Origin of the sequence: Actinomadura rudentiformis, assembly GCF_008923185.1 — a bacterium.
Taxonomy (GTDB): Bacteria; Actinomycetota; Actinomycetes; order Streptosporangiales; family Streptosporangiaceae; genus Spirillospora; species Spirillospora rudentiformis.
Genome location: NZ_WBMT01000006.1, coordinates 18026 through 42101, shown reverse-complemented (window position 1 = coordinate 42101; position 24076 = coordinate 18026). Strand labels below are relative to the sequence as shown.

Here is a 24076-nt window from a genome sequence, read left to right as displayed (position 1 = left end):
GAGATCTCGCCAGAGCGGACCACTACCCGTTCGCCAGCTACTAGTGACAGGCGTGCGCCAATGCCGTCACCGCGTCCACGGCGGTGAACCGCACCGCCGTGGACGTGAACCGCCATCGAAAGGCGCACTACCGGCTTCGAACAGCAAGCAAGATTGAGGATTTCCTAAAACTATTCGCGGAGTGCCAGCACTTTGGACACTTCGCCCGGCGTCGAAGCGACTCCGCCCTACCTTCAGATCATGGAGATCCGAGCCCACGCCGACATCGCGGCCGTGTTGTCCGATGATCGCTATACCGTCCCGCCGGTCCCGGGCCACGCCCTGCGCGGCACGCTGCAATGGCTGCGCCAGAACGTGTGCAGGTTCAGCGAGGGCGAAGACCACGACCGTCGCCTGGCCATCGTGATCGAACAGCTGGCGCAGATGGACCCGGCGGCCCTGCGCCGAGAAGCCCATGAACGCGCTACGACCATCCTGAAGACCTCCCCGCACGACCGCGTCGCCGCCGTAGCCCGCGCCGTCCCCACCGCCGTGCTGGGACGCGCCCTCGGCGTGACCGAACTGGACACCTTGATCAAGAACGTCCCCGTGGTGGCAGCCGTCTACCTGACAGGCACCGATCAACCAGAGGCGGCCGACAGAGCCGTGGCGATCCTCGTCGAGCTCCTCTCCCCCGGCTCCGACGAGGAGATCGCCAACCGCATCGCGATCCTCATGCAGTCCTGCGAGGCGACCGCCACCCTGATCGCCAAGGCCGCAACCCGCACCTGCGCGGACAGCGAGTCGACCATCATCGACACCCTCCGCTTCGACCCGCCCGTTCCCGCCCTCCGCCGCCTGGACCCCCACGGCATCCCCGTGACGCTCAACATCACGGTGGCCAACCTGGAACGCTCCCCGCACCTGACCTTCGGCGCAGGCAGACGCCCGTGTCCCGGTGCCCACCATGCCGTCCAGCTAGCCGCAGGCGTCCTCGACGCCCTCCGCGCAAAGGAGAACGACTGATGCGCTTCCACGCCTTGCACCACGGCGATGAGCCGCTGCTTCTGCCGAACGCCTGGGACTTCGCCAGTGGGGCGCTCCTGGCTGAGGCCGGCTTCCCTGCCATCGGCACGACGAGCCTCGGGGTCGCGGGAGTGGCCGGGAAGCCCGACGCCTCGGGCGACACCAAGGAGGAGACCGTTGTCTTGGCGCGGCGCCTGGCTCGCCTGCCGGTCCCGGTCACCGTGGACCTGGAGGGCGGCTACTCCGAGCGCCCGGACGATGTGGGTGCGCTGGTCAGCGAGCTGGCCTCGTACGGCATCGCCGGTGTCAACCTCGAAGACGGATACGCCGATGGAACGCTGAGGCCGATCGACCACCAGGTCGCGATGATCGAGGCCGTCAAGGCGACCGCGCCGGGGGTCTTCCTGAACGCACGGACGGACCTCTTCTGGCTCGGCAAGGGCTCCCTTGATGAGACGCTCGGACGGGCCAACGCATACGCCGACGCGGGCGCGGACGGCATCTTCGTACCGGGTGCCGCCGAGGACGACGACGTGCGTGTCCTGGTTGAGGGGATCCCCCTCCCGCTGAACGTCCTGCACCTGCCGGGGCGCACCGACTTCGCACGCCTGGGCGAGCTGGGCGTCAAACGGGTGAGCTGCGGGTCGTTGCTCTACCGCACGTCCCTCCAGGCGACGGTCAACACCGCCCTCAGCGTTGCGGGAAAGCCGGCCGGCCGCCCAGTCCCCTCGTACGCCGACGTCCAGTCACTCCTGGAGGACGGGGCGTAGGTCTTCCAGCTTGTCGACGAGGTTGAGCGCGTATTCCGGGGCCATGGCGTCAGTGTCCCGTTATGGTGTCGGCTGCGTGGGCCAGGAGTGAGGTGCGTGCGGAGTTCGAGGCCGACTCCCGGGCGTCGGCGGCGCGGTAGAGGGCGTACATCGCCTGGACGCCGAGCCAGCGGAGGGGCTCGGGCTCCCAGCGGCGCACGCGCCAGTTCACCCAGGGCAGCGCGGTGAGGTCGGTGTCCTCGCGCAGGATGAGATCGCGGAGGGTGCGTCCCGCGAGGTTGGCGGTCGCCACGCCGTGGCCCGTGTAGCCCCCCGCATGGCCGAGGCCGGACTCGTGGTCCACCACGACGGTCGAGCACCAGTCACGCGGGACGCCGAGCACGCCCGACCAGGAGTGGGCCACCTCTCCCTTGCCGGCCACGGCCGGGAACATCTCGGTGAGCATCCGCCACAGGAGGTCGATGGTCTGCGGCTGGGTGCGGCCTCCGTCGTCGATCCGCGACCCGTAGCGATAGGGCCTGCCTCGGCCGCCGAACGCGATGCGGCCGTCGGCGGTCCGCTGGGCGTACATGTAGTAGTGGGCCATGTCGCCGAGGAGCTCGCCGTTCTCCCAGCCGAGGCGCGCCCAGACGTCTTCGGCAAGGGGGGTGGTCACGATCATCGAGCTGTTCATGGGCAGCCAGTCGCGGCGGTGCCCGGGGAGGGCTGCGGTGAAGCCCTCGGTGGCGCGGATGACGTGGTCGGCGGTGACGGTGCCGTAGGGCGTCGTGGCGGACGGGGGCACATGGGCCGTGCGCGGGCGGATCCTGATCACCGGGGTGCGCTCGAAGATCTCTACACCCAGGTCACGGACGACGCGGGCCAGTCCGCGTGCCAGCGCCGCCGGTTGGACGCGGGCGCAGTGCGGGCTCCAGACCGAGCCGACCGCGCCCTCGACCTGGATCCGGTCGCCAAGCCCGGTCACGATGAGGTCGTCCTCGGTCCAGCCCCATTCGCGGGCGTTCCTCACCAGGGCGGTGAGGCGGGCGCGCTGGGCCTCGTTGCGGGCGACCGTCAGGACGCCGCCCTTGACCACGTCCGCGTCGATGCCCTCCTTGGCCGCGACCCGGACGACCTCGTCCACGGCGTCGAACATGGCTCGCTGCAGAGCCACCGTCGCCTCCCGGCCGTGCCGCCGGGCGTAACCCTCGCGGGATCCGGCGAGCTCGCCCACCACCCAACCGCCGTTGCGCCCGGACGCGCCGAATCCGGCGAACTCCTTCTCCAGCACGACGATGTGCAGATCCGGCCGCGCGCGCTTGAGGTAGTACGCGGTCCATAGGCCGGTGTAACCGGCACCCACGATGCAGACGTCGCAGGCGCGCGCGCCCGACAGGTGTGAGCCCGGCGTGGGCACGCCTCCCTCCCGGAACCAGTACGAGACCTCGCCGTTGACGTGGTCGTCGGAACGCGGCGCGGGGGGTGGAGTCGGACTCATGCCCTCATACTGGCGTAATCAGCCTCCCAGAGGCATCACGTAGCACTGGATCAGTCGTCATGCGTCGATGGAATGCCGTGATCCGTGCCAGCTGACACGTTCGGCCTGGTAGTGCCCGGGGTCGCCGTGCGGGCGCATGCCCAGCCGTTCGGCCAGCTCGGCCGAGGATCCGTTGGCCGCGTCGATCTCGGCGGTGACCCGGCGCAGCTGGAGCACGTCGAACGCGTAGTCCAGCACGGCGCGCGACGCCTCCTCCGCGAGTCCCTGCCCCCACCGGTCGGGTTCGAGGCTGTAGACGATCTCGACGTCGGCGCCATGGCCGCGCAGCCCCGCGACCCCGACGAGCGTGCTCGCGGGCGGCACGCCGTCGATCGCGTCGCCGCGTGCGGCCGCCCGGAGCGCCCACAGCCCGTAGCCCTCCGTGGCGAAGTCCCGCTGGCTGGCCGCGATGATCTCGGTGACCTCCAGGGCCGAGAGCGTCTTGTCGTCGAAGAGGTACCGGCGTACGAGCGGGCCGGTCCAGTGCGCCAGCAGCGCGCTGTGATCGCTCATGCTGACCGGGTGCAGCGCCAGCCGGTCGGTGCGCAGCACGTCATCGCCAAAGATCACGCCGTCACTCATGCCCACGCTCTCTCCACTCGGGGGCCGGTCCGGGTTCCTTCCAGACCGGGGCGGGCTCACCCTCCGGCACGCCCGCCCGGAACACACGCAACTGCAGCGCCAGTGCCGCGTAGTAACCGACCAGGGTGACCAGCTCGACGAGGGCGGAACGGCCCAGCGTCGCGACCGCCTCGGTGTAGAGCGCGTCGCCGAGGTCACGTTCGGCGGTGAGCTGCCGGGCCGCCTCGTACACCACCCGCTCGCGCACGTCGGCCAGCATCGGCGCGCGGCCCTCGCGCAGCGCGTCGAGCTCGTCCTCGGTCAGGCCGGCCCGGCGGCCGACCCTCTCGTGCGCGTACCACTCGAAGTCCGAGCGCCAGTGCTCGGCCACCACCAGGGTCGCGATCTCACGCTCGCGCTTGGTGAACGAGCTCTGGAAGCGCAGCGCCGCGCCGAGCTCCTGCAGCGGGCCGCCGACCGCGGGGCTGTAGAGCATGGCGTTGAACGGGCCGAGGAGATGCCCGTCGTCGTCCACGAACCGGAAGACCGGTGCCCGCCCGCTCCGCGGACCGCCGCGCACGGCGTCGTAGACCTCGCGTTGTTCGTCGCTCAGCATTCCCGGCGGCAGGAGCGGCAGCCGGGCGGGTCGGCCGGTGGTCACGGGTTGCTCGTTGACGTCATCACCACTCAGCGGGTCGATCACTTACGGCACGGTATGCGGTCGGAGGACGCGCCTCAACCCCGTCCCGAAAGGTGAAACCGTCAGCTCATGGTGACGTAGCCATTCCGTAACAGCGACGGGCGAACGCGAGTGATGTACGCGCCAAGGCACCATCTGCCAGATAACACACCCCTCCGCGCTCGTGGACGGCTCAGCCCGGCGGGACTGGGAGGATGGCCCGGTGACCGGCATCTATGACGACCCGTGGGCCTATGAGCTGGCCTGCTCGTTCCGTGATGTGCCCGCCGAGGTGGACGTCCTCCTGTCCTGGTGCGCGGAGCACTCGGGCACGCCGGCCGGGACCGCGCTCGAACTGGCCGCCGGACCGGCCGAGCACGCCCGCGAGCTCGCCCGGCGCGGGATCCGGGCGACCGCGCTGGACCTCAACCCGGCGATGTGCGCGTACGCCGCCGAGCAGGCCAAGCTCGCCGGCTTGGAGATCGAGGTGGTGCGGGCTGACATGACCGCCTTCGATCTCGGCCGCCGGTTCGACCTGGTCGTCACCATGCTCGACTCCACGTCCCACCTGATGACGCTCGACGCGTTCACGGCCCATCTCGGCCGTGCCGCCGCGCACCTCGCGGACGGCGGGCTCTACGTCGTGGAGATGTCGCATCCCAAGGACCGGCTCACCGACGAGCCCAGCGTGGGAACGGCCTGGACGGTGGACCGCGACGGCGTGCACGCCACCGTCCGCTGGGGCGAGCCGTCGGACCGGCTCGATCCCGTCACGCAGGTCGCCGACGACCATGTCACGATGACGATCGCCGAAGGCGGCCGCACGCCGCGGGTGATCCGCGACGTCGTGCCCTACCGGTTCTGGACGGCGACGGAGCTCAGCGCCGCGATCCGCCTGTCCGGCACGCTGGAAGTGGTGGCGCAGTACGGGGATTTCGGCGAGGTCGGACTGACCGACCCGGAGGCCTGGCGGATGATCACCGTTCTCCGGCGCGCCGAGCCGTCCTAGGATTCCGTCCATGGAGGTCATTGCGCGCGACGGCACGTGGACGTTCGACGGTGACGTGCTCCGCATCGTCCCCGGCCGTGATCGGGGGGTGCACAAACTGCGCAAGGCGCTCGGCGAGTTGGTCGTGCCGCTGGAGGCGGTGGCCGGCATGGCGTTCGAGCCGGGCCGCAAGGGCGGGCGGCTGCGGCTCAGACTGCGCGCCGCCGCGGATCCGTTCAGCCAGGCCGTCGCGGGCGGCCTCGCCGACTCCGCCGCCGATCCGTACCGGCTGTCGGTGGACGGCGGGCGCGCGGGCGTGGCCGAGTACCTCGTCGACGAGGTGCGCAACGCGCTCCTCCTCGAACAAGTGCCGGACGGACCGTGCGACCGCTACCTCATGCCCGGGCCGCCGGTGCCGGTGAGCGCCTCGGCGGGCGACGGGACGGCCTCGTTCGACGGCGAGCGCGTCCGCCTCGAGTTCAACTGGATGGCGAACTCGAAGAAGGAGGAGGCGGGCCCGCAGCTGTTCGAGCTCGCGGAGATCGCCGGTGTGGAGTGGGCGCCGCAGTCCGGGATGGGGTATGGCTGCCTCCGCTTCCGGCTCAAGTCGGGCGACTCCAGGCTCACGGCCGAGGAGGACCCCCAGTGCATCGCGTGGGGCATCCAGAAGGAGGGCGGCCTGACCGCGCTGGTGGCGGCCGCCGTCGTGGCGCGCCTGCCGCATCCGGCCGCACCACCGGCCGAGATCGAGGCGCCGAGCCCGGAGCCCGCGCAGGCGGAGGCTCCGGGCGAGGATCACGACACCTTGCTGCGGCGGCTCCGCGAACTCGGCGCGCTCCACAAGGAGGGCATCTTGAACGACGAGGAGTTCGCCACGGCCAAGCAAGCGCTGCTCCGCCGTTTCTGAGATCGGCGGAGCGGCGTCACGGCGTCGCTACGGCGTCGGCGCCCAGCCGGGCATCGGGTAGCCCGCGAGCAGCTCGCGCACCTGGTCGGCGATCCGTGCCAGCACGGCCTCGTCGTCCTTGGCGGTGGCCTGCACGACCTCGTCGATCCAGGCGGCCAGTTGCGGCATCTGCTGCTCGGTCAGGCCGCGGGTGGTGATCGAGCTGGTGCCCAGGCGCAGGCCGGACGGGTCGAACGGCTTGCGCGGGTCGAACGGCACCGCGTTGTAGTTGAGCTCGATCCCGGCGCGGTCGAGGGCCTGCGCGGCGGGCTTGCCGGCGACCCCCTTGTTCGTCAGGTCGATGAGGATCAGGTGGTTGTCGGTGCCGCCCGACACCAGGTCATAGCCGCGTTCGAGCAGGGCGTCCGCGAGCGCGCGGGCGTTCGCCACGATCTGGCTGGCGTAGTCGGCGAACTCCGGCTGCGCGGCCTCCTTGAGCGCGACCGCGATCGCGGCGGTGGTGTGGTCGTGCGGGCCGCCCTGGAGACCGGGGAAGACCGCCTTGTCGATCGCCTTGGCGTGCTCCGCCGTGGACATGACCATCGCGCCGCGCGGCCCGCGCAGCGTCTTGTGCGTGGTGGTGGAGATGACCTCGGCGTGCCCGACCGGCGACGGGTGCGCACCACCGGCGATCAGCCCGGCGATGTGGGCGATGTCGGCGGCGAGCACGGCGCCCGCCTCCCGCGCGATCTCGGCGAACGCGGGGAAGTCGATGGTGCGCGGGATCGCGGTGCCGCCGCACCAGATCAGCTTGGGCCGCTCTTTCAGCGCCAGGTCCCGGACCTGGTCCATGTCGACGCGGCCCGTGTCGGCGCGCACGTCGTAGCGCACGGGCGTGAACCACTTGCCGGTGGCCGACACCGACCAGCCGTGGGTGAGGTGGCCGCCCATCGGCAGTGACAGGCCCATCACCTTGTCGCCCGGGTCCAGGAACGCCATGTAGACCGCGAGGTTGGCGGGCGAGCCGGAGTACGGCTGCACGTTGGCGTGCTCGACGCCGAAGAGGGCCTTCGCGCGCTCGATCGCGAGGAGCTCGATCGGGTCGACGTTCTGCTGGCCCTCGTAGTAGCGGCGGCCCGCGTAGCCCTCGGAGTACTTGTTGGTGAGGACCGAGCCAGTGGCCTCCAGGACCGCGGGCGAGACGTAGTTCTCCGAGGCGATGAGGCGGATCTTCTCGTACTGGCGGCGGGCCTCGGCCTCGACCAGCCCGGCGATGTCGGGATCCTGGTCGTGCAGATGGGGAAGGGACGGCTGATGCATGACAACCTCCGCGCTGAATCACACCCGGGGCTCGTGTCGGGAACCCCCGGTTGAGGGACCCGTACACCCAGGCGCGCGGTGTGCGGACGGTCTTCGCTCCCCGGTGGTTGCTCCACCTTGACTGCGCCAGTCGCGTGGCCGCCAGCATAACGCAGCCCGGATTGACGGAATTCCGGAAAAGCGTACCCTGGAGCCATGAGGACCCTCGCCCTGCACGCCGCCCGCTACCGGACACTGATGATCCTGCTCGGCGCCGTCCTCGGCCTGTCGCTGTTCCTGCACGACGCCTGGTGGGTGATGGTGGCCGCACTGCTCCTGTTCGTCACCGGGTACGGGCTGATGGCCGTCAACCCGTCCAGGATCGGCCCGGAGGCGTTCCGGGGCAGGCCCGCGAGCGCGCCGGTCACCGCCGGGGAGCCGCGGGCCGTCCAGGCGCCGGTACGCGGGCGCTGGGTCCCGGTGAACAGCCCTGCGGACAAGGTGCCCAGCCATGGCGTCGACGCCTACGGGCAGACCTATGCCATCGATCTCGTCCACCACGAGGACGAGGAGAGCGACTGGTCGGGGATGCGCGCCTGGCCGCCCGCACGGCGCCCCGTCAGCTTTCCGGGCTTCGGGCAGCCGGTCTTCGCACCCGCCGACGGGACGGTGGTCCGGACCTCGGGGTGGCAGCGCGATCACTGGAGCCGCAACTCGTGGATCACGCTGCCGTACCTGATCATCGAGGGCTTGCTGCGCGAACTCGGCGGTTCCCGCCTCATCATCGGCAACCATGTGATCCTCGACCTCGGCGACGGCACGTACGCGGCGTTCGCCCATCTCAAGCGCGGCTCGATCAGGGTCAGGCGCGGTCAGCGCGTCCGGGCCGGCGAGCACATCGCCGACTGCGGCAACTCGGGCAACACCTCCGAGCCGCACCTTCACTTCCAGCTGATGGACCAGCCCCGGCCCTTGATCGCCAACGGCGCGCCCTTCGTCTTCGAGCGCTACGAGGTCGGCGGAGAGGAGCAGCGCGGCGTACCGGGCTGCGGCCACCCGTTCACCGTGGTCACCACCGACCGCACCACGGCACCCTGAGACCGAGCCGCAATAAGAAAGTGATTAAATTTCAATGAAATCGTGAGAATGGGGCTCGGGCACGTCTCCGGTGCCACTAGGGTCCCTGGATGACCAAAACCGGACATCCCGCCTCACCTGTCCCGGTAGCCGTGGCGCCTGAGCCCGTCCGACCGGGTGCCGTGCGGCTCGGCTGGCTGGACGCCCTGCGCGGTCTCGCGGCGCTCACCGTGGCCTTCCATCACGGTACGGCACGGTTCACGCCGTCCTTCCATGAGGACGTGCTCGCGTGGTTCGACCCGGGATTGGCAGGCGTCCTGGTCTTCTTCCTTGTCAGCGGCTACATCATTCCGGCCTCGCTGGAGCGCACCGGTTCGCTCCGCCGGTTCTGGATCAGCCGGGCCTTCCGGATCTACCCGCTCCTTCTGGTGGCGCTGGGCGCGGTCCTGATGCTGGAGGCGGCCTCGGTCGCCGTGCTCCCGGGCAGTCTCGGCGACGCGTACGACCCGCTCGCCGTGGTGACGTCCCATCTGACGATGTTGCAGGATCTCCTCGCGGTGCCGAGCGCGCTCACCGTGATGTGGACCCTGTCGTACGAGATGGCGTTCTACCTCCTGGCCGTCGCGTTCTTCACGGCCGGGTTCCACCGGCGGTCGACCGGCATCGCGCTGGGCCTCACCGTCGGCGCCCTGGTCCTCGCGGGCACGCTCCCCAGCATGGCGCTGGCCGCCCGCGCCGGAGTCACCCCGGTCGTGCTCGGCACCGCCATCACCGTCGCCACCGCCATCGCCCTCGCCTGCTCGCGAAACCCGGGAATGCGCCGGGCGGGCGCGTTCCTCGGCGGGGCGGTGGCCATCGCGCTCCTGCTGTTCAACGCCCGCATCCCGGCCTGGGAGGGGTTGATCATCCTTGCGGTCATGTTCACCGGCACCGCGCTGCACCGGGCCGAGCAGGGCCAGATCCGATGGCGCTCGGCCGCGCTCACAGCCGCCGCGGTGACCGGAGTGGCCTGCCTGCTCGGCATGACGCGGCTGAACGCCTGGAGTCCTGAGACCACCGACTGGGCCGTCCGGCGCGCCTGGGTCTCCGCCGTCCTGGTGGCTGCCGTCGTCTTCGCGATCGGGTACGCGCTCCGCCACCGCTCCATGCCCCGGATCCTGATCTGGCTGGGTGTGATCAGTTACTCGGTCTACCTGCTGCACCCGGTGGTCCTGGTGGTCCTGGAGGAGATCGTGGGACGGTCCCCCGCCCACCGACCGTTCCTGATGTTCGCGTTCGTCGCCGTGCTGCTCCCCCTGTCGCACCTCACCCAGCGTCTCGTGGAGGCCCCCGCCCAGCGCCTGGGCCGCCGCCTGGCCCGCCGGGCCGAGCCCTCCGCCACACCGACCAGGCCACCCGCGTCCCGAGAGACCCCCGAACCAGCACTGGCCTCCGTCGGCCCTTGATCTCGCCGGCCGCCGCGGGCCTTCGAGCGGTCGATGACTCCGGAACGACCGACTCCGGAAACGACAGCAGGGTCCGGCCCCCGATCGGGGGCCGGACCCTGCTGTGTCTGTGCGCGATGTCTGCGCCGCGTCCGGGCGTCCGCCGGTCTCGGAGGCCGGCGGCCGGGCCTCAGACGCGTGCGGCGGCCTCCATGGCGGCCTTGACGGCGGCGCGCTTCTGGCGCAGCTTGGCCAGGGCCTCCTCAAGGATGGCCTCGCCGTCCTCGTCGCTGCGACGCTCCTTCACGTACGCCAGGTGCGTCTTGTAGGGCTCCGTCTTGGGCGGAGCGGGGGGGTTGTCGGAATCCTGGCCCGCCGGAAACCCGCAGCGCGGGCAATCCCACGTGTCGGGCACCGCGACGTCCGTCGCGAAGCTGGGGCGGGTCTCGTGCCGGTTGGCGCAGTAGAAGGTCACCCAGACGCGGGGGGCCGCATCCCCGCGCTCGGCCTCTCCCATCGGCCCTGCCCCGACACGGCTGCCCCGAATCGCGTTGCCACTACCCACGGACTACTCCTCGCTCAATGTTCCGCTGCCGCCCGCCTGACCCCGGCCAGAGCGGCGATCGTTCGTGTGTCGCCTGCCTGCTCGGCTCAGGCGCCCTTGCTCTTGAACAACAGCCCGAGGACGATGATCGAGGCGAACCAGATCACGCCCGTGCCGATCGTCAGCCGGTCGAGGTTGCGCTCCACCACCGACGAGCCGCCCAGCGAGGACGACACGCCGCCGCCGAACATGTCGGACAGGCCGCCGCCCTTGCCCTTGTGCATCAGGACGAGGACCACCATCAGCAGGCTCGTGAGGATGAGCACGATGGACGTTGCGAGAATCACTGCAGTTGCGCCTCTTCTGGCCACCCCCGCTGACGCGGGGCTTGTCGTATTCAAGGACGGAGGAACGAGCCGGGCGGTTTACCCGTCAGCTACGAAGGGTACGACGAACTCTTCGCTGGTTCGTCAAGAACCCCCATGTCGTCGCCGAATTGATCAGAATTGATCAGACGGGCAGGTCCCGGTACCGGCAGATCTTGACGAACTCACCCGGGTCGAGGCTGGCACCTCCGACCAGTGCCCCGTCCACATCGGGCTGGGCCATGATCCCGGCGATGTTGGCGCCCTTCACCGACCCTCCGTACAGGATACGTACGGAATCGGCGATCTCGCCGTCATACAGCTCGGCGAGCCGCGCCCGGATCGCGCCGCAGACCTCCTGGGCGTCCTGCGGGGTGGCGACCTCACCGGTGCCGATGGCCCACACGGGCTCGTACGCGATCACGATCGTCCTGGCCTGGTCGGCGGGGATCTTCTCCAGCCCGCCGTCGACCTGGGCCAGGGTGTGGGCGACCTGCTCGCCGGCCCGGCGGACCTCCAGGCCCTCGCCGACGCACATGATCGGCGTCAGCTCGTTGGCGAAGGCCGCCTTCACCTTGGCGTTGACCAGCGCGTCGTCCTCGTGGTGGTACTGGCGGCGCTCGGAGTGGCCGATCACCACGTACGAGCAGCCCAGCTTGGCCAGCATCGCGCCGGAGATCTCGCCGGTGTACGCGCCGGACGCGTGCTGGGAGATGTCCTGCGCGCCGTACTGGATCTGGAGCCGGTCGGCGTCCACCAGCGTCTGCACCGAGCGGATGTCGGTGTAGGGCGGCACGACGACCACGTCGACGGCCTCGTGGTCGGCCTCCTTGAGACCGAACGCGAGCTTCTGGACCAGCGCGATCGCCTCGAGGTGGTTGCAGTTCATCTTCCAGTTGCCGGCCATCACCGGCTTGCGGGAAGGGGCCTTGGGAGCCATGGTTCAGTCCTCCAGAACCTGCAGGCCGGGCAGCGTCTTGCCTTCGAGGTACTCGAGGCTGGCGCCGCCGCCGGTGGAGATGTGGGAGAAGGCGTTCTCGTCGAAGCCGAGGGTCCGCACGGCCGCAGCGGAGTCGCCGCCGCCGACGACGGTGAACGCGCCGGAGTCGATCAGGCCCTGCGCGACGGCGCGGGTGCCGTGGGAGTAGGGCTCCATCTCGAAGACGCCCATCGGGCCGTTCCAGAACACCGTCCTGGTCCCGGCCAGCCGCGACGCGAACAGCTTCCCGGACTCGGGGCCGATGTCGAGCCCGAGCCGGTCCGCCGGGATGGCGTCGGCGGCCACCACGTCGTGGTCGGCGTCGGCGGCGAAGGCCGTGGCGGCGACGATGTCGACCGGCAACACGAACTCCACGCCCGCCTCCTCCGCCCGGCGCAGGTAGTCACGGACGGTGTCGAGCTGGTCCTCTTCGAGCAGGCTCTTGCCGACCTCGTGCCCCTGGGCCTTGAGGAACGTGAAGACCATGCCGCCGCCGATGAGGATGCGGTCGGCCTTGCCCAGCAGGTTGTCGATCACGCCGAGCTTGTCGGAGACCTTGGAGCCGCCGAGCACCACCGCGTACGGGCGTTCGACCTCCTCGGTGAGCTTCTTCAGGACCGCGACCTCGGTGGCGATCAGACCGCCGGCCGCGTGCGGGATCCGCTGGGGGACGTCGTAGACGCTGGCGTGCTTGCGGTGCACCGCGCCGAAGCCGTCGCCCACGTACACCTCGGCGAGGGCGGCCAGCCGGTCGGCGAACTCCCCCCGCTCGGCGTCGTCCTTGCTGGTCTCCCCCGCCTCGAAGCGGAGGTTCTCCAGCAACGCCACCTGGCCGTCGGCGAGGCCGCTCACCGTGGCCTGCGCGGAGTCGCCCACCACATCCGCGGCGAACGTGACGTCGGCGCCGAGCAGCTCGCCGAGCCGCCCCGCCACCGGGGCGAGCGAGAACTCGGGTTTCACCTCGCCCTTGGGACGGCCGAGGTGGGCGCAGACGATGACCTTGGCGCCCTTCTCCCGCAGCGCCGTGATCGTCGGCACGCTGGCCCGGATCCGGCCGTCGTCGGTGATCTTCCCGTCCTGCAGGGGAACGTTGAGGTCCGCGCGGACCAGCACCCGCTTCCCGGCGACGTCGAGATCGTCAATGGTGCGCATCGAAACGCGTGTCCTTCCGGAAGACGACGCCGCCGTGATCACGCGGCGACACGTGATCACGGCGGAACGGAGAGGCTAGAGGCTGCTGCCGACGAGCTTGACGAGGTCGACGAGGCGGTTGGAGTAGCCCCACTCGTTGTCGTACCAGCCGACGACCTTCACCTGGTTGCCGATGACCTTGGTCAGCCCGGAGTCGAAGATGCAGGAAGCCGGGTCGGTGACGATGTCGGAGGACACGATCGGGTCCTCGGTGTAGGTCAGGTAGCCCTTCAGCGGCCCCTCGGCGGCGGCCTTGAACGCGGCGTTGACCTCGTCCACCGTGACGTCCTGCCCAAGGGTCGCCGTCAGGTCCGTGGCCGAGCCGGTCGGCACCGGGACGCGCAGCGCGTAACCGTCGAGCTTGCCGTTGAGCTCGGGCAGCACGAGGCCGATGGCCTTGGCGGCGCCCGTGGAGGTCGGCACCACGTTCAGCGCCGCCGCGCGGGCGCGCCGCAGGTCCTTGTGCGGGGCGTCCTGGAGGTTCTGGTCCTGGGTGTACGCGTGGATCGTCGTCATCAGGCCCTTTTCGATGACGAAGTTGTCGTGCAGCACCTTGGCCAGCGGGGCCAGGCAGTTGGTGGTGCAGGACGCGTTGGAGATCACCGTGTGGGCCGCCGGGTCGTACTTGTCCTCGTTGGCGCCCAGGACGAGGGTGATGTCCTCGTTCTTGGCCGGCGCGGAGATGATGACCTTCTTGGCGCCGTTGTCGGCGTGCACCTTGGCCTTCTTGCCGTCGGTGAAGAAGCCCGTCGACTCGACCACGATGTCGATGCCCAGGTCACCCCACTTGAGGTTGGCCGGGTCGCGCTCCTCGAAGGCCTTGATCGCCTTGCCGCCCACGATGATCTCGTCGGCGGTGGCGGTGACCTCCTCGGGGAAGCGGCCAAGGATGCTGTCGTACTTGAGCAGCGTGGCGAGGGTCTGGTTGTCGGTCAGGTCGTTGACCGCCACGATCTCGACGTCGGCCCCGCTCGCCTTGACCGCGCGGAAGAAGTTACGGCCGATGCGGCCGAACCCGTTGATGCCTACTCGGATGGTCACGGAACGACACTCCTCGTACGTCGAAGTCCAGCATGCTGCAGAGAAGCCGCCCGGCCCCTCCATCTGCGACCCTACCGAACCCGGGACCCGCACATCGCCACCGGCGGCGTGTGATCTACCGAGTGATTCCCCCTCCCCCGCTCGGGGGATCCGGCCTGCGAAGAAATCACCACAGAAGACCGGGTCAGGGCGACAGCATGTCGGCTGTCAGGTTGGCTTCGGTGCCGGGGACGCCCTGGTCCTGGGCGCGCTTGTCGGCCATGGCCAGCAGACGCCTTATACGGCCCGCGATCGCGTCCTTGGTGAGCGGCGGGTCGGCGAGCTGGCCGAGCTCCTCCAGCGAGGCCTGCTTGTGCTCCAGGCGCAGCCGGCCGGCGTTGACCAGGTGCTCGGGGGCGTCGTCGCCGAGGATCTCCAGCGCGCGGGCGACCCGGGCGCCGGCCGCGACGGCGGCGCGGGCGGAGCGGCGCAGGTTGGCGTCGTCGAAGTTGGCCAGCCGGTTGGCGGTGGCCCGGACCTCGCGGCGCATCCGCCGCTCCTCCCAGGCCAGCACGCTGTCGTGCGCGCCGAGCCGGGTGAGCAGCGCGCTGATCGCGTCGCCGTCCCGGACCACGACCCGGTCGACCCCGCGCACCTCCCGCGCCTTGGCGTGGATCTTGAGCCGGCGGGCGGCGCCGACCAGGGCGAGCGCGGCCTCGGGCCCCGGGCAGGTGACCTCCAGCGACATCGAACGGCCGGGCTCGGTGAGCGACCCGTGCGCGAGGAACGCGCCGCGCCAAGCGGACTCGGCATCGCAGGCCGCCCCCGCGACCACGTGCCGGGGCAGCCCGCGCACGGGCCGCCCGTTGTTGTCGATCAGACCGGTCTGCCGGGCCAGGGACTCGCCCTCCCGGAACACCCGAACGACGTAACGGTTGCCCTTGCGCAGGCCGCTGGGCGCCAGCACGACCACGTCCGACGTGTGCCCGAACACCTCGGCGATGTCCTTGCGCAGCCGCCGGGCGGCGGAGCCGGTGTCGATCTCCGCCTCGATCACAATGCGTCCGCTGACCAGATGCAGGCCGCCGGCGAAGCGCAGCAGTGTCGACACCTCGGCCTTGCGGCAACACGGCTTCATGATGGACAGCCTGCTCAGCTCGTCCTTCACCACACCGGTCATCGCCATAGATGAACCCTCCCCCTAATGAACTTCCTGCAGTCTGGCCGATCGTGGCCCGCGCGGTTGTCAGTCAGCGAATATCTGTACGAAGGCTTGGGCCAGCAGGGTGGGATCATGACGCGGCGATCCGTCCGCCGCGGCGACGTCGGTGAGCACCAGGCTGCCGCCGAGGGCCTGGACGGCCTTGTCCAGCGCCGCGGCGTCGTCCACGACGCCCCGGTCTGCGAGGACGACGTCGATCCGCAGGTCGGGGGCGTGCGCCTGCAGCACCTCGAGGTGGTTCTGCGGCGAGAAATCGTCGGTCTCCCCAGGTTGCGGCACCAGATTCAAGGCGACGATCCGCCGGGCGCGGGTCTCGGTCAAGGCCCGGGCCAGCTCGGGGACCTTCAGATGCGGGAGAACGCTGGTGAACCAGGAGCCGGGGCCGAACACGACCCAGTCGGCCTCCTGCACCGCCTGCAGCGCCTCCGGGCACGCGGGCGGGTCGGTCGGCACCAGCGACACGCTGAGCACCGTGCCCGGCGTCTTGGCGCACGCCACCTGGCCCTTGACCCTGGAGACGGCGTCCGGACGGGCCGGATCGGCTCCCCGCACCTCCGCCACGATGTCCATCGGCACCGAGGCCATCGGCAGCACGCGCCCGTGGGCGCCGAGCAGGCGGCCCACCCAGTCGAGCCCCTCGACGGCGGCCTCGGCCCCCAGCAGCTCCCAGAGCGCGACGATCAGCAGGTTGCCGACGGCGTGGTCGTGCAGCTCGCCCTGGCTGCGGAAACGGTGCTGCACCACGTCGCGCCAGGTCTGGCCCCACTCGTCGTCGCCGCAGAGCGCCGCCAGCGCCATCCGCAGGTCGCCCGGCGGCAGCACGCCGAGCTCCTTGCGCAGCCGGCCGCTGGAGCCGCCGTCGTCCGCGACCGTCACCACGGCCGTCAGCTGGTCGGTCACCCGGCGCAGCGCCGACAATGACGCGTAGAGGCCGTGGCCCCCGCCGAGCGCGACGACCTTGGGCCCAGGGGAGTTCACCGTGCCGCTCGTCTCCTTGTACCGGACCTGATCGGAACGCTCACTCACGACCGAGATCACGATGGGCCACCTGAACCTCGACGCCCTCGTCCCGGAGCCGGGTGGCGAGCTGCTCCGCCATCGCCACACTACGGTGTTTGCCGCCGGTGCATCCGACGGCGAGCGTGACGTAGTGCTTGCCCTCGCGCTCGTAGCCGTCGTTCAGCAGCCGCAGCACCTCGATGTAGGCGTCGAGGAACTCCTTGGCGCCGCGCTGCGCCAGCACGTAGTCGCGCACCGGGGCGTCCCGGCCGGTCTGGGGCCGCAGCTCGGGCACCCAGTGCGGGTTGGGCAGGAAGCGGCAGTCGACGACGAGGTCGGCGTCGACCGGCAGGCCGTACTTGTAGCCGAACGAGAGCACCGTGGCGCGCAGCCGGGACTCGCCGGTGTCGTTGCCGAAGAAGCTGACGATCTTGGCGCGCAGCTGGTGCACGTTCAGATCGCTGGTGTCCAGGACCAGGTCGGCCTCGGCGCGCACCTCGCGGACCCGCTCGCGCTCACGGGAGATGCCGTCGATCAGGGTGCCGTCGCCCTGCAGCGGGTGCGGCCGCCGCACGCTCTCGAAGCGCCGCACCAGGGCGGCGTCGGAGGCCTCCAGGAACACCACGCGCGGGTGGACGCCGCGGGCCTCCAGATCCTCGATCGAGGAGTGCAGGTCGGCGGTGAACGCGCGGCTGCGCACGTCGACCACGACGGCGATGCGCGGCACCGCGTCCTTGACCCTGCCGCCGAGGTCGGCCATGGTCGCCAGCAGGCCGGGCGGGAGGTTGTCGACCACGAACCAGTCGAGGTCCTCCAGCGACTTGGCGGCCGTGCTGCGCCCCGCCCCGGACATGCCGGTGACGATGACGATGTCCGGGACCTTTGTCTCGGCGGTCATCCGCGCTCCCCCTTGTGCTCCCCGTCCCTGTGCTCCCCGTCATGGGTGCCCGTGCGTTCGTCGATCGCCGCGGTCGCGGATCCGCCCGGGACCGGCGCTCCCCCGAGCGCGGCGGCGATCTGCGCGGCGCTGCGCAGCCCGATGCCCGGCACCTCGGCGATCTGCTCGGGTGTCGCTTCCTTCAAGCGTTTGAGCGAGCCGAAATGTTTCAGCAGGGCCTTGCGGCGGGCCGGGCCCAGGCCGGGGACGTTGTCGAGCTCGCTCGCCGTCATCGTCTTCGAACGCTTCTGGCGGTGGAAGTTGATCGCGAACCGGTGCGCCTCGTCCCGGACCCGCTGGACGAGGTACATGCTCTCGCTGTTGCGGGGCAGGATCACCGGGTCGTCGTCGCCCGGCAGCCAGATCTCCTCCAGCCGCTTGGCGATGCCGCACACCTCGATGTCGTCGATGCCGAGCTCGTCCAGCGCCCGCTGCGCCGCGGCGACCTGCGGCGGGCCGCCGTCGACGACGACCAGGTTGGGCGGGTAGGCGAACTTGCGCGGGCGGCCGGTCTCGGGATCGATCGGCTGATGGGCCGAGACGTCCTCCGGACCACCTTCCGAATCGCCCACCGCGCTGCCCGCCGTGCGCCCCTCCAGCTCGGCCTCCACGCCCGCCCCGGGGTCGCCGAGGGTGTCGAGCTCGCCGGTCTTCTCGCTCTCGGCGAGGTAGCGCTTGAACCGGCGGGTGATCACCTCATGGATGGACCGGACGTCGTCCTGGCCCTCGACCGCCTTGATCGTGAAGCGGCGGTATTCGCTCTTGCGGGCCAGCCCGTCCTCGAACACCACCATCGAGGCGACCACGTTGGTGCCCTGAAGGTTGGAGACGTCGTAGCACTCGATCCGCAGGGGCGCCTCGTCGAGGTCGAGGGCCTCCTGGAGCTCCTGCAGCGCCTTGCTCCGGGTGGTGAGATCGCTGGCCCGGCGCGTCTTGTGCTGCTTGAGCGCCTCCATCGCGTTGCGCTGCACGGTCTCCAGCAGGGCCTTCTTGTCGCCGCGCTGGGGCACCCGCAGGTGCACGGGGCCGCCGCGCTGCTCGCTCAGCAGCTCGATCATGGCCTGCTCGTCCGGCGGCATCGCCGGGACCAGCACCTCGCGCGGCACCGAGTCGCTCTCGCTGTAGATCTGGATGAGGAAGTCCTCGACGAGGTCGCCGGTGGTGACGGCCTCGACCTTGTCGACGACCCAGCCGCGCTGGCCGCGGATGCGCCCGCCCCGGACGTAGAAGACCTGGACGGCCGCCTCCAGCTCGTCCTCGAAGAAGGCGATCATGTCGCAGTCGGTCGTGTCGCCGAGGACGACGGTCTGCTTTTCGAGCGCGCGTTCGAGCGCACGGATGTCGTCGCGCAGCCGTGCGGCCCGCTCGTACTCCTGCGACGCGGCCGCCTCGCGCATGTCGCGTTCGAGCCGCTTGATGAAGCGGCTGGTGTTGCCCGCCATGAAGTCGCCGAAATCCTCGGCGAGAAGCCGGTGCTCCTCGGGCGTCACACGGCCGACGCAGGGGGCCGAGCACTTGTCGATGTAGCCGAGCAGGCAGGGCCGGTCGAGCTGGTGCTGCCGCTTGAACACGCCCGGCCGGCAGGTCCGCACCGGGAACACACGCAGCAGCTGGTCGACCGTCTCCCTGATCGCCCACGCGTGGGAGTAGGGGCCGAAGTAACGCACTCCCTTGCGCTTGGCGCCTCGCATCACCATCACCCTTGGAAACTCCTCGTCGAGGGTGACGGCCAGATACGGATAGGACTTGTCGTCGCGGTAACGGACGTTGAACCGGGGGTCGAACTCCTTGATCCACGAGTATTCGAGCTGCAGCGCCTCGACCTCGGTGCCGACGACCGTCCAGTCGACGCGGGCGGCGGTCTGCACCATCGTCTGCGTGCGGGGGTGCAGCCCGGCGAAGTCGGCGAAGTAGGAGTTGAGCCGGGAGCGCAGGCTCTTGGCCTTGCCCACGTAGATGACCCGCCCGTGCTCGTCACGGAAGCGGTATACCCCCGGCGAGTCTGGGATGGACCCCGGGGCGGGTCGGTAGGTCGCCGGATCTGCCACGACATAAAGCCTAGTGGGCGCCGCCGACAGAGTAGGCGTGCCGGCGGCGCCCTCCGCGGCAGCGGGACGAATGGCCCAGATCCCCCCAGAGTGATCCAGATCTCGATTCGGGCCCATGATGATCGGAAAGGGACTACCGGATGGCACCCAGCCCGCGATCAAGATCAAGGGAGGTCGTCCGGACGTGTCCGCGCTCTGGTCCTGGATCATTCTGGCGATAGCGGTCACCACCTCGGTGGTCGTGGTGGAGGTGGGCCGGCGCCTGCTGGCCGGCCCGTTGTCCGCGCGGTGGCCCGGGGTCGCGGCGGTGGCCCGCCGCTGCACCGCGCCCGCGTTCGCCACCGCGGCCGTGATCAGCGCGAACGCGGCCATGCCGTACCAGCTGCTCGGTGCCGGCGCGAGCGGGGCGGTCGGGCACGGGATGCGGATCGCGGCGATCGGCGCCGTCACCTGGCTGGTCCTGAGGATCTCGTACGCGCTCACCGATCCGGCGCTGAACCGGCTGACCCGCATCGAGGGCGAGCGCAACCGCCGCGCGCGGCGGGCGCGGACGCAGATGATGCTGCTCCGCCGGATCGCGGCGGTCGTCGTGGTGATCCTCGCGGTCGGCGCGGCGTTGTTCACCTTCCCGGCGGTGCGGGCCCTCGGCGCCGGGGTGCTGGCCTCGGCCGGTGTCGCCGGGCTGGTCGTCGGCATCGCGGCCCGGCCGACGCTCGGCAATCTGTTCGCCGGGCTGCAGCTGGCGTTCAGCGACGCGCTGCGCCTTGACGACGTGGTGGTCGTCCAGGGCCAGTGGGGTCGTGTCGAGGAGCTGACCCTGTCGTACGTCGTGGTGCACCTCTGGGACGACCGCCGGCTGATCCTGCCGGTGTCGTATTTCACCGAGCAGCCGTTCGAGAACTGGACGCGCCACTCCAGCAGGGTGATGGGGACCGTGGTGGTCCATGTGGACTGGTCGGTGCCGGTCGAGGAGCTGCGCACCGAGGTCTACTCGTTCCTGCGCGAGAGCCCGCTCTGGGACCGCCGGGAGTGGGTGCTGGAGGTCACCGACATCCTCCCGAACGGGCTGGTGCAGGTCCGCGCCCTGATGAGCGCCGCCGACTCGGCCAGCGCCTGGGATCTGCGCTGCGACGTACGCGAGCACCTGGTGCGCCACATCCGCGAAAACCACCCGCACGCGCTGCCGAAATTCCGCACGGAACTCCCTGAGCCCCTCCTCGCCCATGCCGATGGCCAGTAGACCGATGGCCGGTGGACCAAAAGCCGGTAGAGGGGCCCGGGATCCGCGGAACGCTGCCGTCAGGCGAGCTTGATCTGCCCGTCCGCGACCGTGACCTGCTTCTCCTCCAGCGGCTTGGTCGCCGGGCCACCGGCCACCGAACCGTCAGCGATCTTGAACTTGCTGCCGTGGCAGGGGCAGTTGATCGTCCCGCCGGCGACCTCGTCGACCGGACACGACCGGTGCGTGCAGACGGCGCTGAACGCCTTGAACGTGCCCTGCGTCGGCTGGACCACGACGACCTTCTGGTCCTTGAAGACCTTGCCGCCGCCGACCGGGATCTCGCTCGCCTGGGCCAGCGCGGCCCCGCCGCCGCCTCCCGTCGGCGACTGCTGCCCGGCGGAGCCGTTGTCCCCGGAGTCGTCGGATCCGCCGCACGCCGCCACCACTCCCGCGGCGCCGGCGAGCCCGACCCCGATGAGGACCCCGCGCCGGGTGTTGCCCCCCTCCGGTGCCGCGGTGGCCGACTGCTCGATCTCTTCCACCTGCGATGCGGGCTCCATCACCATGAACCTCATACCTCCGTGTGCGGCGTTCGATTACTCCCCTGTCACAAGGAGGAACGGATGCGTCACACGGACGGTTCAATCCTGAACAGATCGTCTGCGTCCGCCCTCGTCCCGGCGGTGCCCTGCGGCGATCGCCGCCGGGCGCGATCGCAGTTGAAGGCGTACACTCGATTCGAACGAGGGTCCGCAGGTGCCGGCAGCAAAGCCGGCATCGCCCTGGTTCTCACTTCATGGGCCCCCGGGCCCAGACAGGTCCGGCGCCCATGCCGCCGCATCACCAGCTCCGAAGCCGCCACGCGGGATGAGGCCCACGCCCCTCGCCATGCCCGGCGGGCCGTCGGCCTGCACAGCCCTGGATCGGAGATCCGGCCTATGACCGACCACGTTTGCCTGGATGTTTCCCTGGACGAAGCCGGAATGACGCTCGACCGTTCACCCGGGCACCTCCTCATCACCCTCCGGGGAGAGCTCGACATCGCATCCACCCCGGGGCTCCGCGGTCCGCTCTACGCCGCCCTGCGGGACACCGGTCCCCATGTGGTCATCGATCTCTCGGGCGTGACGTTCTGCGACGTGGCCGGCCTCGCCCTGCTGGTCGGTGCCCGCCGGCGGACGGCGTCGCGCGACATCTCGATCGTTCTCGCCGCGCCCCGGCCGCAGATGGAACGGCTGCTGACCCTCACCGGCCTGGGGCGCGCCTTCACCATCCGCCGGTCGGTGCGCGACGCGCTCCAGTCCGGCACCGGCGCCCGTTCGACCGCGGCCTGACCGTGGCCGGCGCCACTCCTACGAGAGCCCAGGTGGTCCAGAAGATGTGGAACGACAAGGTGGCGGACGACGAGGTCGCGCCGCTCAAGTGGGGTCCCGCCGGGCGGAGCTGGAGCCCGGGTGACCCCGAACGGCTCACGGCGTCGTTCGACCTGATGGCGGCGGTCCTGGACGGCACCGCCCTGGCGGACCTGCTCACGCAGATCGCGACGCACGCCCGCGTCATGGCCCGGGCGCGCCTGGCCTTCATCGCGCTGCCGCAGGACGACCCCAACCTCCTGCGCGTGGAGATCGCCGTCGGCGACGACGCCGACCGCATCCACGGCCTGACCGTGCGCCGTGGCCGCTCGATGATCGGGCGCGTGTTCGCCACCCGGCGGGCGCTGTCGGCGCGGGTGGCCGTGGACCAGGCCCTCACGGGGCTGCCGGCCGGCCCCATCCTGCTGCTGCCGCTGGAGACGGGCGAGGCCACCCGCGGCGTGCTGGCCGTGGTCGGCCGCCCGGGCGATCTGCCGCTCAGCGCCTCGGTCACGCGAAGTCTCGCGCTGTTCGCGGGCATGTCGGCCACACTGGTCGAGCTGGCCGAGGAACGCCGCGCGGCCGACCGCACCGCAGAACTGCGTTAGGGACGTCAGGACATTGTGTAGGGAAGCAAGGAGGACGGGCCCGTGCCCCCTCGTGGGGCCCGGGCCTGGTCCGGCCTCGGACGGCTCAGAGCTTGAAGAGCTTGGCGTAAGGCGCGATGATCCGCGCCTTCACCGTGCCGAAGTCGACGAGGACGGCTTGCCCCTCGACTTCGAGAACGCGTCCGAGACCGTGCTTGTCGTGAGTCACCTGGTCGCCCAGCGCGAACTCCTTGACCGGCGGCGCCGGGAGCGGAGGCTTGAAGGGGCTGGTCGGCAGGTGTCGCCGCTTGGCGGCTCGGGAGGGTTTCATCACTTGCCAGTATGCGCCACCCAGGACGATTCCGGGGCATTTCCCCGCTACCTGGTCTCGAATTTTACGTTGACGGGAAACGTGGGCTCCTGGCCGGGACATGTGCTAACGTGGTCCTCGTTGCGGTTCCCATAAACATTGGTTGTGTGCGCCTGCGGTCCTACCTCAGGCGCTTTTTTGTTTTTCTGGATCTTCCGGATGGGCGGTCGCGGCGTCCTCGTTCCCACAAGGGGTGGGTTCGAGGCCTATCCAGAAGGAGATGGCTATGGCCACCGGTACGGTCAAGTGGTTCAACGCGGAAAAGGGCTTCGGCTTCATCGAGCAGGACGGCGGAGGCCCGGACGTCTTCGCCCACTACTCGAACATCGCGGCGCAGGGCTTCCGTGAGCTCCAGGAGGGCCAGAAGGTGTCCTTCGAGGTCGTTCAGGGCCAGAAGGGCCTGCAGGCCGAGAACATCGTTCCCGCCTGACCCGACCTGCTTGACGATGCCCTCGGCGGGCGCGGCCTGACGGCCGTCGCCCGCCGGGGGCATCGCGCGTTTCCATCAGGTGAGATAGATCTCGCCGCCGTTCACCGTGACGCCACGGCGGGCGAGCTGGCGCGTGGCCGGGGCGGCCTGGACCGACGCGTCTTCGATGGAGTATTTGCTGCCGTGGCATGGGCAGTTGATCGTGCTGCCTGAGACCGAGCCGACCGTGCAGCCGCGGTGGGTGCAGACGGCGCTGAACGCGCGGAACTCGCCCTTCTCGGGCTGGGTCACCACGACCTTCCGGCTGGCGAAGACCCGCCCGCCGCCGACGGGGATCGTGCTGGCCTTGGCGAGCCTCGTGCCCTGAGGCTTCTTCGTGGGCGAAGGGGACGGCGTCTCGAGTGGTGAGGGCGGTGCCGGGGACCCGGTGGACTGGCCGGTGCGGGCCGGGCTCGCGGGGGCCGTGCCGTTCTCCGACCCGCCGCATGCCGTCACTACCCCGGCCAGTCCCGCGAGCCCCGCACCCGCAAGGAGCTCGCGCCGAGTGCCCCCGCCCGCCGTGTCGTTTGTGATTGGCTGACGCATCGACCGACCTCCGATGGTGC

26 protein-coding genes and 1 riboswitch are annotated in these 24076 nt (G+C 70.5%); of the genes, 10 read left to right on the top strand and 16 right to left on the bottom strand.

Annotation, left to right across the window (positions count from 1 at the left end; translation table 11 throughout):
- The first annotated feature begins 240 nt into the window (after nt 1-240).
- Together F8566_RS13755 and F8566_RS13750 are read left to right on the top strand one after the other, a co-directional pair.
- Nucleotides 241-1005, top strand: a complete 765-nt coding sequence (locus F8566_RS13755; protein ID WP_151560609.1) for a cytochrome P450 family protein — start codon at nt 241-243, stop codon at nt 1003-1005.
- Complete coding sequence (locus tag F8566_RS13750; protein WP_151560608.1) at nt 1005-1775, top strand: isocitrate lyase/PEP mutase family protein; 771 nt, start codon at nt 1005-1007, stop codon at nt 1773-1775. Before F8566_RS13755 ends, F8566_RS13750 begins: the two co-directional genes overlap by 1 nt.
- Before the next feature lie 49 nt (nt 1776-1824).
- On the opposite strand, the gene F8566_RS13745 is transcribed toward F8566_RS13750, so the two are convergent.
- From F8566_RS13745 to F8566_RS13735, 3 genes are read right to left on the bottom strand one after another with little or no spacing between them, the layout of a single operon-like run.
- Nucleotides 1825-3252, bottom strand: coding sequence for an NAD(P)/FAD-dependent oxidoreductase (locus F8566_RS13745; RefSeq protein WP_151560607.1), 1428 nt, complete (start codon nt 3250-3252; stop codon nt 1825-1827).
- A gap of 57 nt (nt 3253-3309) precedes the next feature.
- On the bottom strand, nt 3310-3873 hold the full coding sequence (locus F8566_RS13740; protein ID WP_151560606.1) for a GNAT family N-acetyltransferase: 564 nt from the start codon (nt 3871-3873) through the stop codon (nt 3310-3312).
- Nucleotides 3866-4555, bottom strand: a complete 690-nt coding sequence (locus F8566_RS13735) for a carboxymuconolactone decarboxylase family protein (protein ID WP_225993150.1) — start codon at nt 4553-4555, stop codon at nt 3866-3868. The genes F8566_RS13740 and F8566_RS13735 overlap by 8 nt, the downstream gene beginning before the upstream one ends.
- Before the next feature lie 199 nt (nt 4556-4754).
- Here F8566_RS13735 and F8566_RS13730 point away from each other — a divergent pair, with 199 nt between their 5' ends.
- Together F8566_RS13730 and F8566_RS13725 are read left to right on the top strand one after the other, a co-directional pair.
- Entirely contained in the window at nt 4755-5540 is a 786-nt protein-coding gene (locus tag F8566_RS13730) for a class I SAM-dependent methyltransferase (protein WP_151560605.1), read from the top strand.
- Nucleotides 5541-5550: 10 nt separating this feature from the next.
- Nucleotides 5551-6426, top strand: coding sequence for a DUF4429 domain-containing protein (locus F8566_RS13725; protein WP_151560604.1), 876 nt, complete (start codon nt 5551-5553; stop codon nt 6424-6426).
- A 27-nt stretch (nt 6427-6453) separates the two neighbouring features.
- Here F8566_RS13725 and F8566_RS13720 read toward each other — a convergent pair whose 3' ends face one another.
- Nucleotides 6454-7725 carry a serine hydroxymethyltransferase gene (locus F8566_RS13720; protein WP_151560603.1) on the bottom strand — a complete coding sequence of 424 codons (1272 nt, stop codon included), beginning with the start codon at nt 7723-7725 and terminating at the stop codon, nt 6454-6456.
- 58 nt (nt 7726-7783) lie between these two features.
- Nucleotides 7784-7869: riboswitch (ZMP/ZTP riboswitch) on the bottom strand.
- Nucleotides 7870-7920: 51 nt separating this feature from the next.
- On the opposite strand from F8566_RS13720, the gene F8566_RS13715 reads away from it, so the two are divergent.
- Both F8566_RS13715 and F8566_RS13710 read left to right on the top strand, forming a co-directional pair.
- Entirely contained in the window at nt 7921-8802 is an 882-nt protein-coding gene (locus tag F8566_RS13715) for a M23 family metallopeptidase (protein WP_225993149.1), read from the top strand.
- Between the two features lie 89 nt (nt 8803-8891).
- On the top strand, nt 8892-10226 hold the full coding sequence (locus F8566_RS13710) for an acyltransferase family protein (protein ID WP_225993148.1): 1335 nt from the start codon (nt 8892-8894) through the stop codon (nt 10224-10226).
- A gap of 169 nt (nt 10227-10395) precedes the next feature.
- Here the strand turns inward: F8566_RS13710 and F8566_RS13705 are convergent, their stop codons facing one another.
- The 9 genes from F8566_RS13705 to uvrC all read right to left on the bottom strand — a co-directional run bounded on the left by F8566_RS13705 (nt 10396) and on the right by uvrC (nt 19510).
- The gene (locus F8566_RS13705) at nt 10396-10770 is read right to left on the bottom strand and encodes an RNA polymerase-binding protein RbpA (RefSeq protein ID WP_151560602.1); all 375 of its coding nucleotides are present in this window, start codon (nt 10768-10770) and stop codon (nt 10396-10398) included.
- An 86-nt stretch (nt 10771-10856) separates the two neighbouring features.
- Nucleotides 10857-11096 carry a preprotein translocase subunit SecG gene (gene secG, locus F8566_RS13700; RefSeq protein WP_151560601.1) on the bottom strand — a complete coding sequence of 80 codons (240 nt, stop codon included), beginning with the start codon at nt 11094-11096 and terminating at the stop codon, nt 10857-10859.
- A 163-nt stretch (nt 11097-11259) separates the two neighbouring features.
- Nucleotides 11260-12054: a triose-phosphate isomerase gene (tpiA, locus tag F8566_RS13695; RefSeq protein WP_151560600.1), complete on the bottom strand. Its 795-nt coding sequence runs from the start codon at nt 12052-12054 to the stop codon at nt 11260-11262.
- Between the two features lie 3 nt (nt 12055-12057).
- Nucleotides 12058-13245 (bottom strand): phosphoglycerate kinase, encoded by a 1188-nt coding sequence (locus F8566_RS13690; protein ID WP_151560599.1) that lies wholly within the window; start codon nt 13243-13245, stop codon nt 12058-12060.
- Nucleotides 13246-13320: 75 nt separating this feature from the next.
- Nucleotides 13321-14325, bottom strand: coding sequence for a type I glyceraldehyde-3-phosphate dehydrogenase (gap, locus tag F8566_RS13685; protein ID WP_151560598.1), 1005 nt, complete (start codon nt 14323-14325; stop codon nt 13321-13323).
- A 184-nt stretch (nt 14326-14509) separates the two neighbouring features.
- A complete protein-coding gene (gene whiA / locus F8566_RS13680) occupies nt 14510-15490 on the bottom strand; it encodes a DNA-binding protein WhiA (protein WP_151560597.1) in 981 nt (326 codons plus the stop codon).
- A gap of 60 nt (nt 15491-15550) precedes the next feature.
- Entirely contained in the window at nt 15551-16504 is a 954-nt protein-coding gene (locus F8566_RS13675) for a gluconeogenesis factor YvcK family protein (RefSeq protein ID WP_192809686.1), read from the bottom strand.
- 40 nt (nt 16505-16544) lie between these two features.
- Nucleotides 16545-17423: an RNase adapter RapZ gene (rapZ, locus tag F8566_RS13670; protein WP_151560596.1), complete on the bottom strand. Its 879-nt coding sequence runs from the start codon at nt 17421-17423 to the stop codon at nt 16545-16547.
- Nucleotides 17420-19510 (bottom strand): excinuclease ABC subunit UvrC, encoded by a 2091-nt coding sequence (gene uvrC, locus F8566_RS13665; RefSeq protein ID WP_151560595.1) that lies wholly within the window; start codon nt 19508-19510, stop codon nt 17420-17422. Before uvrC ends, rapZ begins: the two co-directional genes overlap by 4 nt.
- Nucleotides 19511-19625: 115 nt before the next feature.
- Here uvrC and F8566_RS13660 point away from each other — a divergent pair, with 115 nt between their 5' ends.
- Nucleotides 19626-20750: a mechanosensitive ion channel family protein gene (locus F8566_RS13660; RefSeq protein WP_225993147.1), complete on the top strand. Its 1125-nt coding sequence runs from the start codon at nt 19626-19628 to the stop codon at nt 20748-20750.
- A gap of 59 nt (nt 20751-20809) precedes the next feature.
- Here F8566_RS13660 and F8566_RS13655 read toward each other — a convergent pair whose 3' ends face one another.
- On the bottom strand, nt 20810-21307 hold the full coding sequence (locus F8566_RS13655) for a Rieske (2Fe-2S) protein (protein ID WP_225993146.1): 498 nt from the start codon (nt 21305-21307) through the stop codon (nt 20810-20812).
- A 363-nt stretch (nt 21308-21670) separates the two neighbouring features.
- Between F8566_RS13655 and F8566_RS49835 the strand changes: the two genes are divergently transcribed.
- Nucleotides 21671-22066, top strand: coding sequence for an STAS domain-containing protein (locus F8566_RS49835; protein WP_192809672.1), 396 nt, complete (start codon nt 21671-21673; stop codon nt 22064-22066).
- A gap of 32 nt (nt 22067-22098) precedes the next feature.
- Nucleotides 22099-22692, top strand: a complete 594-nt coding sequence (locus F8566_RS13645; RefSeq protein ID WP_151560593.1) for a GAF domain-containing protein — start codon at nt 22099-22101, stop codon at nt 22690-22692.
- A gap of 85 nt (nt 22693-22777) precedes the next feature.
- Here the strand turns inward: F8566_RS13645 and F8566_RS13640 are convergent, their stop codons facing one another.
- Nucleotides 22778-23002 (bottom strand): hypothetical protein, encoded by a 225-nt coding sequence (locus F8566_RS13640; RefSeq protein WP_225993145.1) that lies wholly within the window; start codon nt 23000-23002, stop codon nt 22778-22780.
- Between the two features lie 265 nt (nt 23003-23267).
- Here F8566_RS13640 and F8566_RS13635 point away from each other — a divergent pair, with 265 nt between their 5' ends.
- Entirely contained in the window at nt 23268-23471 is a 204-nt protein-coding gene (locus F8566_RS13635) for a cold-shock protein (RefSeq protein WP_151560591.1), read from the top strand.
- Between the two features lie 75 nt (nt 23472-23546).
- Here F8566_RS13635 and F8566_RS13630 read toward each other — a convergent pair whose 3' ends face one another.
- Nucleotides 23547-24056, bottom strand: a complete 510-nt coding sequence (locus tag F8566_RS13630; RefSeq protein ID WP_151560590.1) for a Rieske (2Fe-2S) protein — start codon at nt 24054-24056, stop codon at nt 23547-23549.
- Nucleotides 24057-24076: the final 20 nt, after the last annotated feature.

Excerpts from the sequence above, each read along its gene's own strand:
- F8566_RS13755 (WP_151560609.1), top strand. The coding sequence starts at position 241 with ATGGAGATCCGAGCCCACGCCGACATCGCGGCCGTGTTGTCCGATGAT.
- F8566_RS13750 (WP_151560608.1), top strand. The coding sequence starts at position 1,005 with ATGCGCTTCCACGCCTTGCACCACGGCGATGAGCCGCTGCTTCTGCCG.
- F8566_RS13745 (WP_151560607.1), bottom strand. The coding sequence starts at position 3,252 with ATGAGTCCGACTCCACCCCCCGCGCCGCGTTCCGACGACCACGTCAAC.
- F8566_RS13740 (WP_151560606.1), bottom strand. The coding sequence starts at position 3,873 with ATGAGTGACGGCGTGATCTTTGGCGATGACGTGCTGCGCACCGACCGG.
- F8566_RS13725 (WP_151560604.1), top strand. The coding sequence starts at position 5,551 with ATGGAGGTCATTGCGCGCGACGGCACGTGGACGTTCGACGGTGACGTG.
- F8566_RS13720 (WP_151560603.1), bottom strand. The coding sequence starts at position 7,725 with ATGCATCAGCCGTCCCTTCCCCATCTGCACGACCAGGATCCCGACATC.
- F8566_RS13715 (WP_225993149.1), top strand. The coding sequence starts at position 7,921 with ATGAGGACCCTCGCCCTGCACGCCGCCCGCTACCGGACACTGATGATC.
- F8566_RS13710 (WP_225993148.1), top strand. The coding sequence starts at position 8,892 with ATGACCAAAACCGGACATCCCGCCTCACCTGTCCCGGTAGCCGTGGCG.
- tpiA (WP_151560600.1), bottom strand. The coding sequence starts at position 12,054 with ATGGCTCCCAAGGCCCCTTCCCGCAAGCCGGTGATGGCCGGCAACTGG.
- F8566_RS13690 (WP_151560599.1), bottom strand. The coding sequence starts at position 13,245 with ATGCGCACCATTGACGATCTCGACGTCGCCGGGAAGCGGGTGCTGGTC.
- whiA (WP_151560597.1), bottom strand. The coding sequence starts at position 15,490 with ATGGCGATGACCGGTGTGGTGAAGGACGAGCTGAGCAGGCTGTCCATC.
- rapZ (WP_151560596.1), bottom strand. The coding sequence starts at position 17,423 with ATGACCGCCGAGACAAAGGTCCCGGACATCGTCATCGTCACCGGCATG.
- F8566_RS13660 (WP_225993147.1), top strand. The coding sequence starts at position 19,626 with ATGATGATCGGAAAGGGACTACCGGATGGCACCCAGCCCGCGATCAAG.
- F8566_RS13655 (WP_225993146.1), bottom strand. The coding sequence starts at position 21,307 with ATGAGGTTCATGGTGATGGAGCCCGCATCGCAGGTGGAAGAGATCGAG.
- F8566_RS49835 (WP_192809672.1), top strand. The coding sequence starts at position 21,671 with ATGACCGACCACGTTTGCCTGGATGTTTCCCTGGACGAAGCCGGAATG.
- F8566_RS13640 (WP_225993145.1), bottom strand. The coding sequence starts at position 23,002 with ATGAAACCCTCCCGAGCCGCCAAGCGGCGACACCTGCCGACCAGCCCC.
- F8566_RS13635 (WP_151560591.1), top strand. The coding sequence starts at position 23,268 with ATGGCCACCGGTACGGTCAAGTGGTTCAACGCGGAAAAGGGCTTCGGC.
- F8566_RS13630 (WP_151560590.1), bottom strand. The coding sequence starts at position 24,056 with ATGCGTCAGCCAATCACAAACGACACGGCGGGCGGGGGCACTCGGCGC.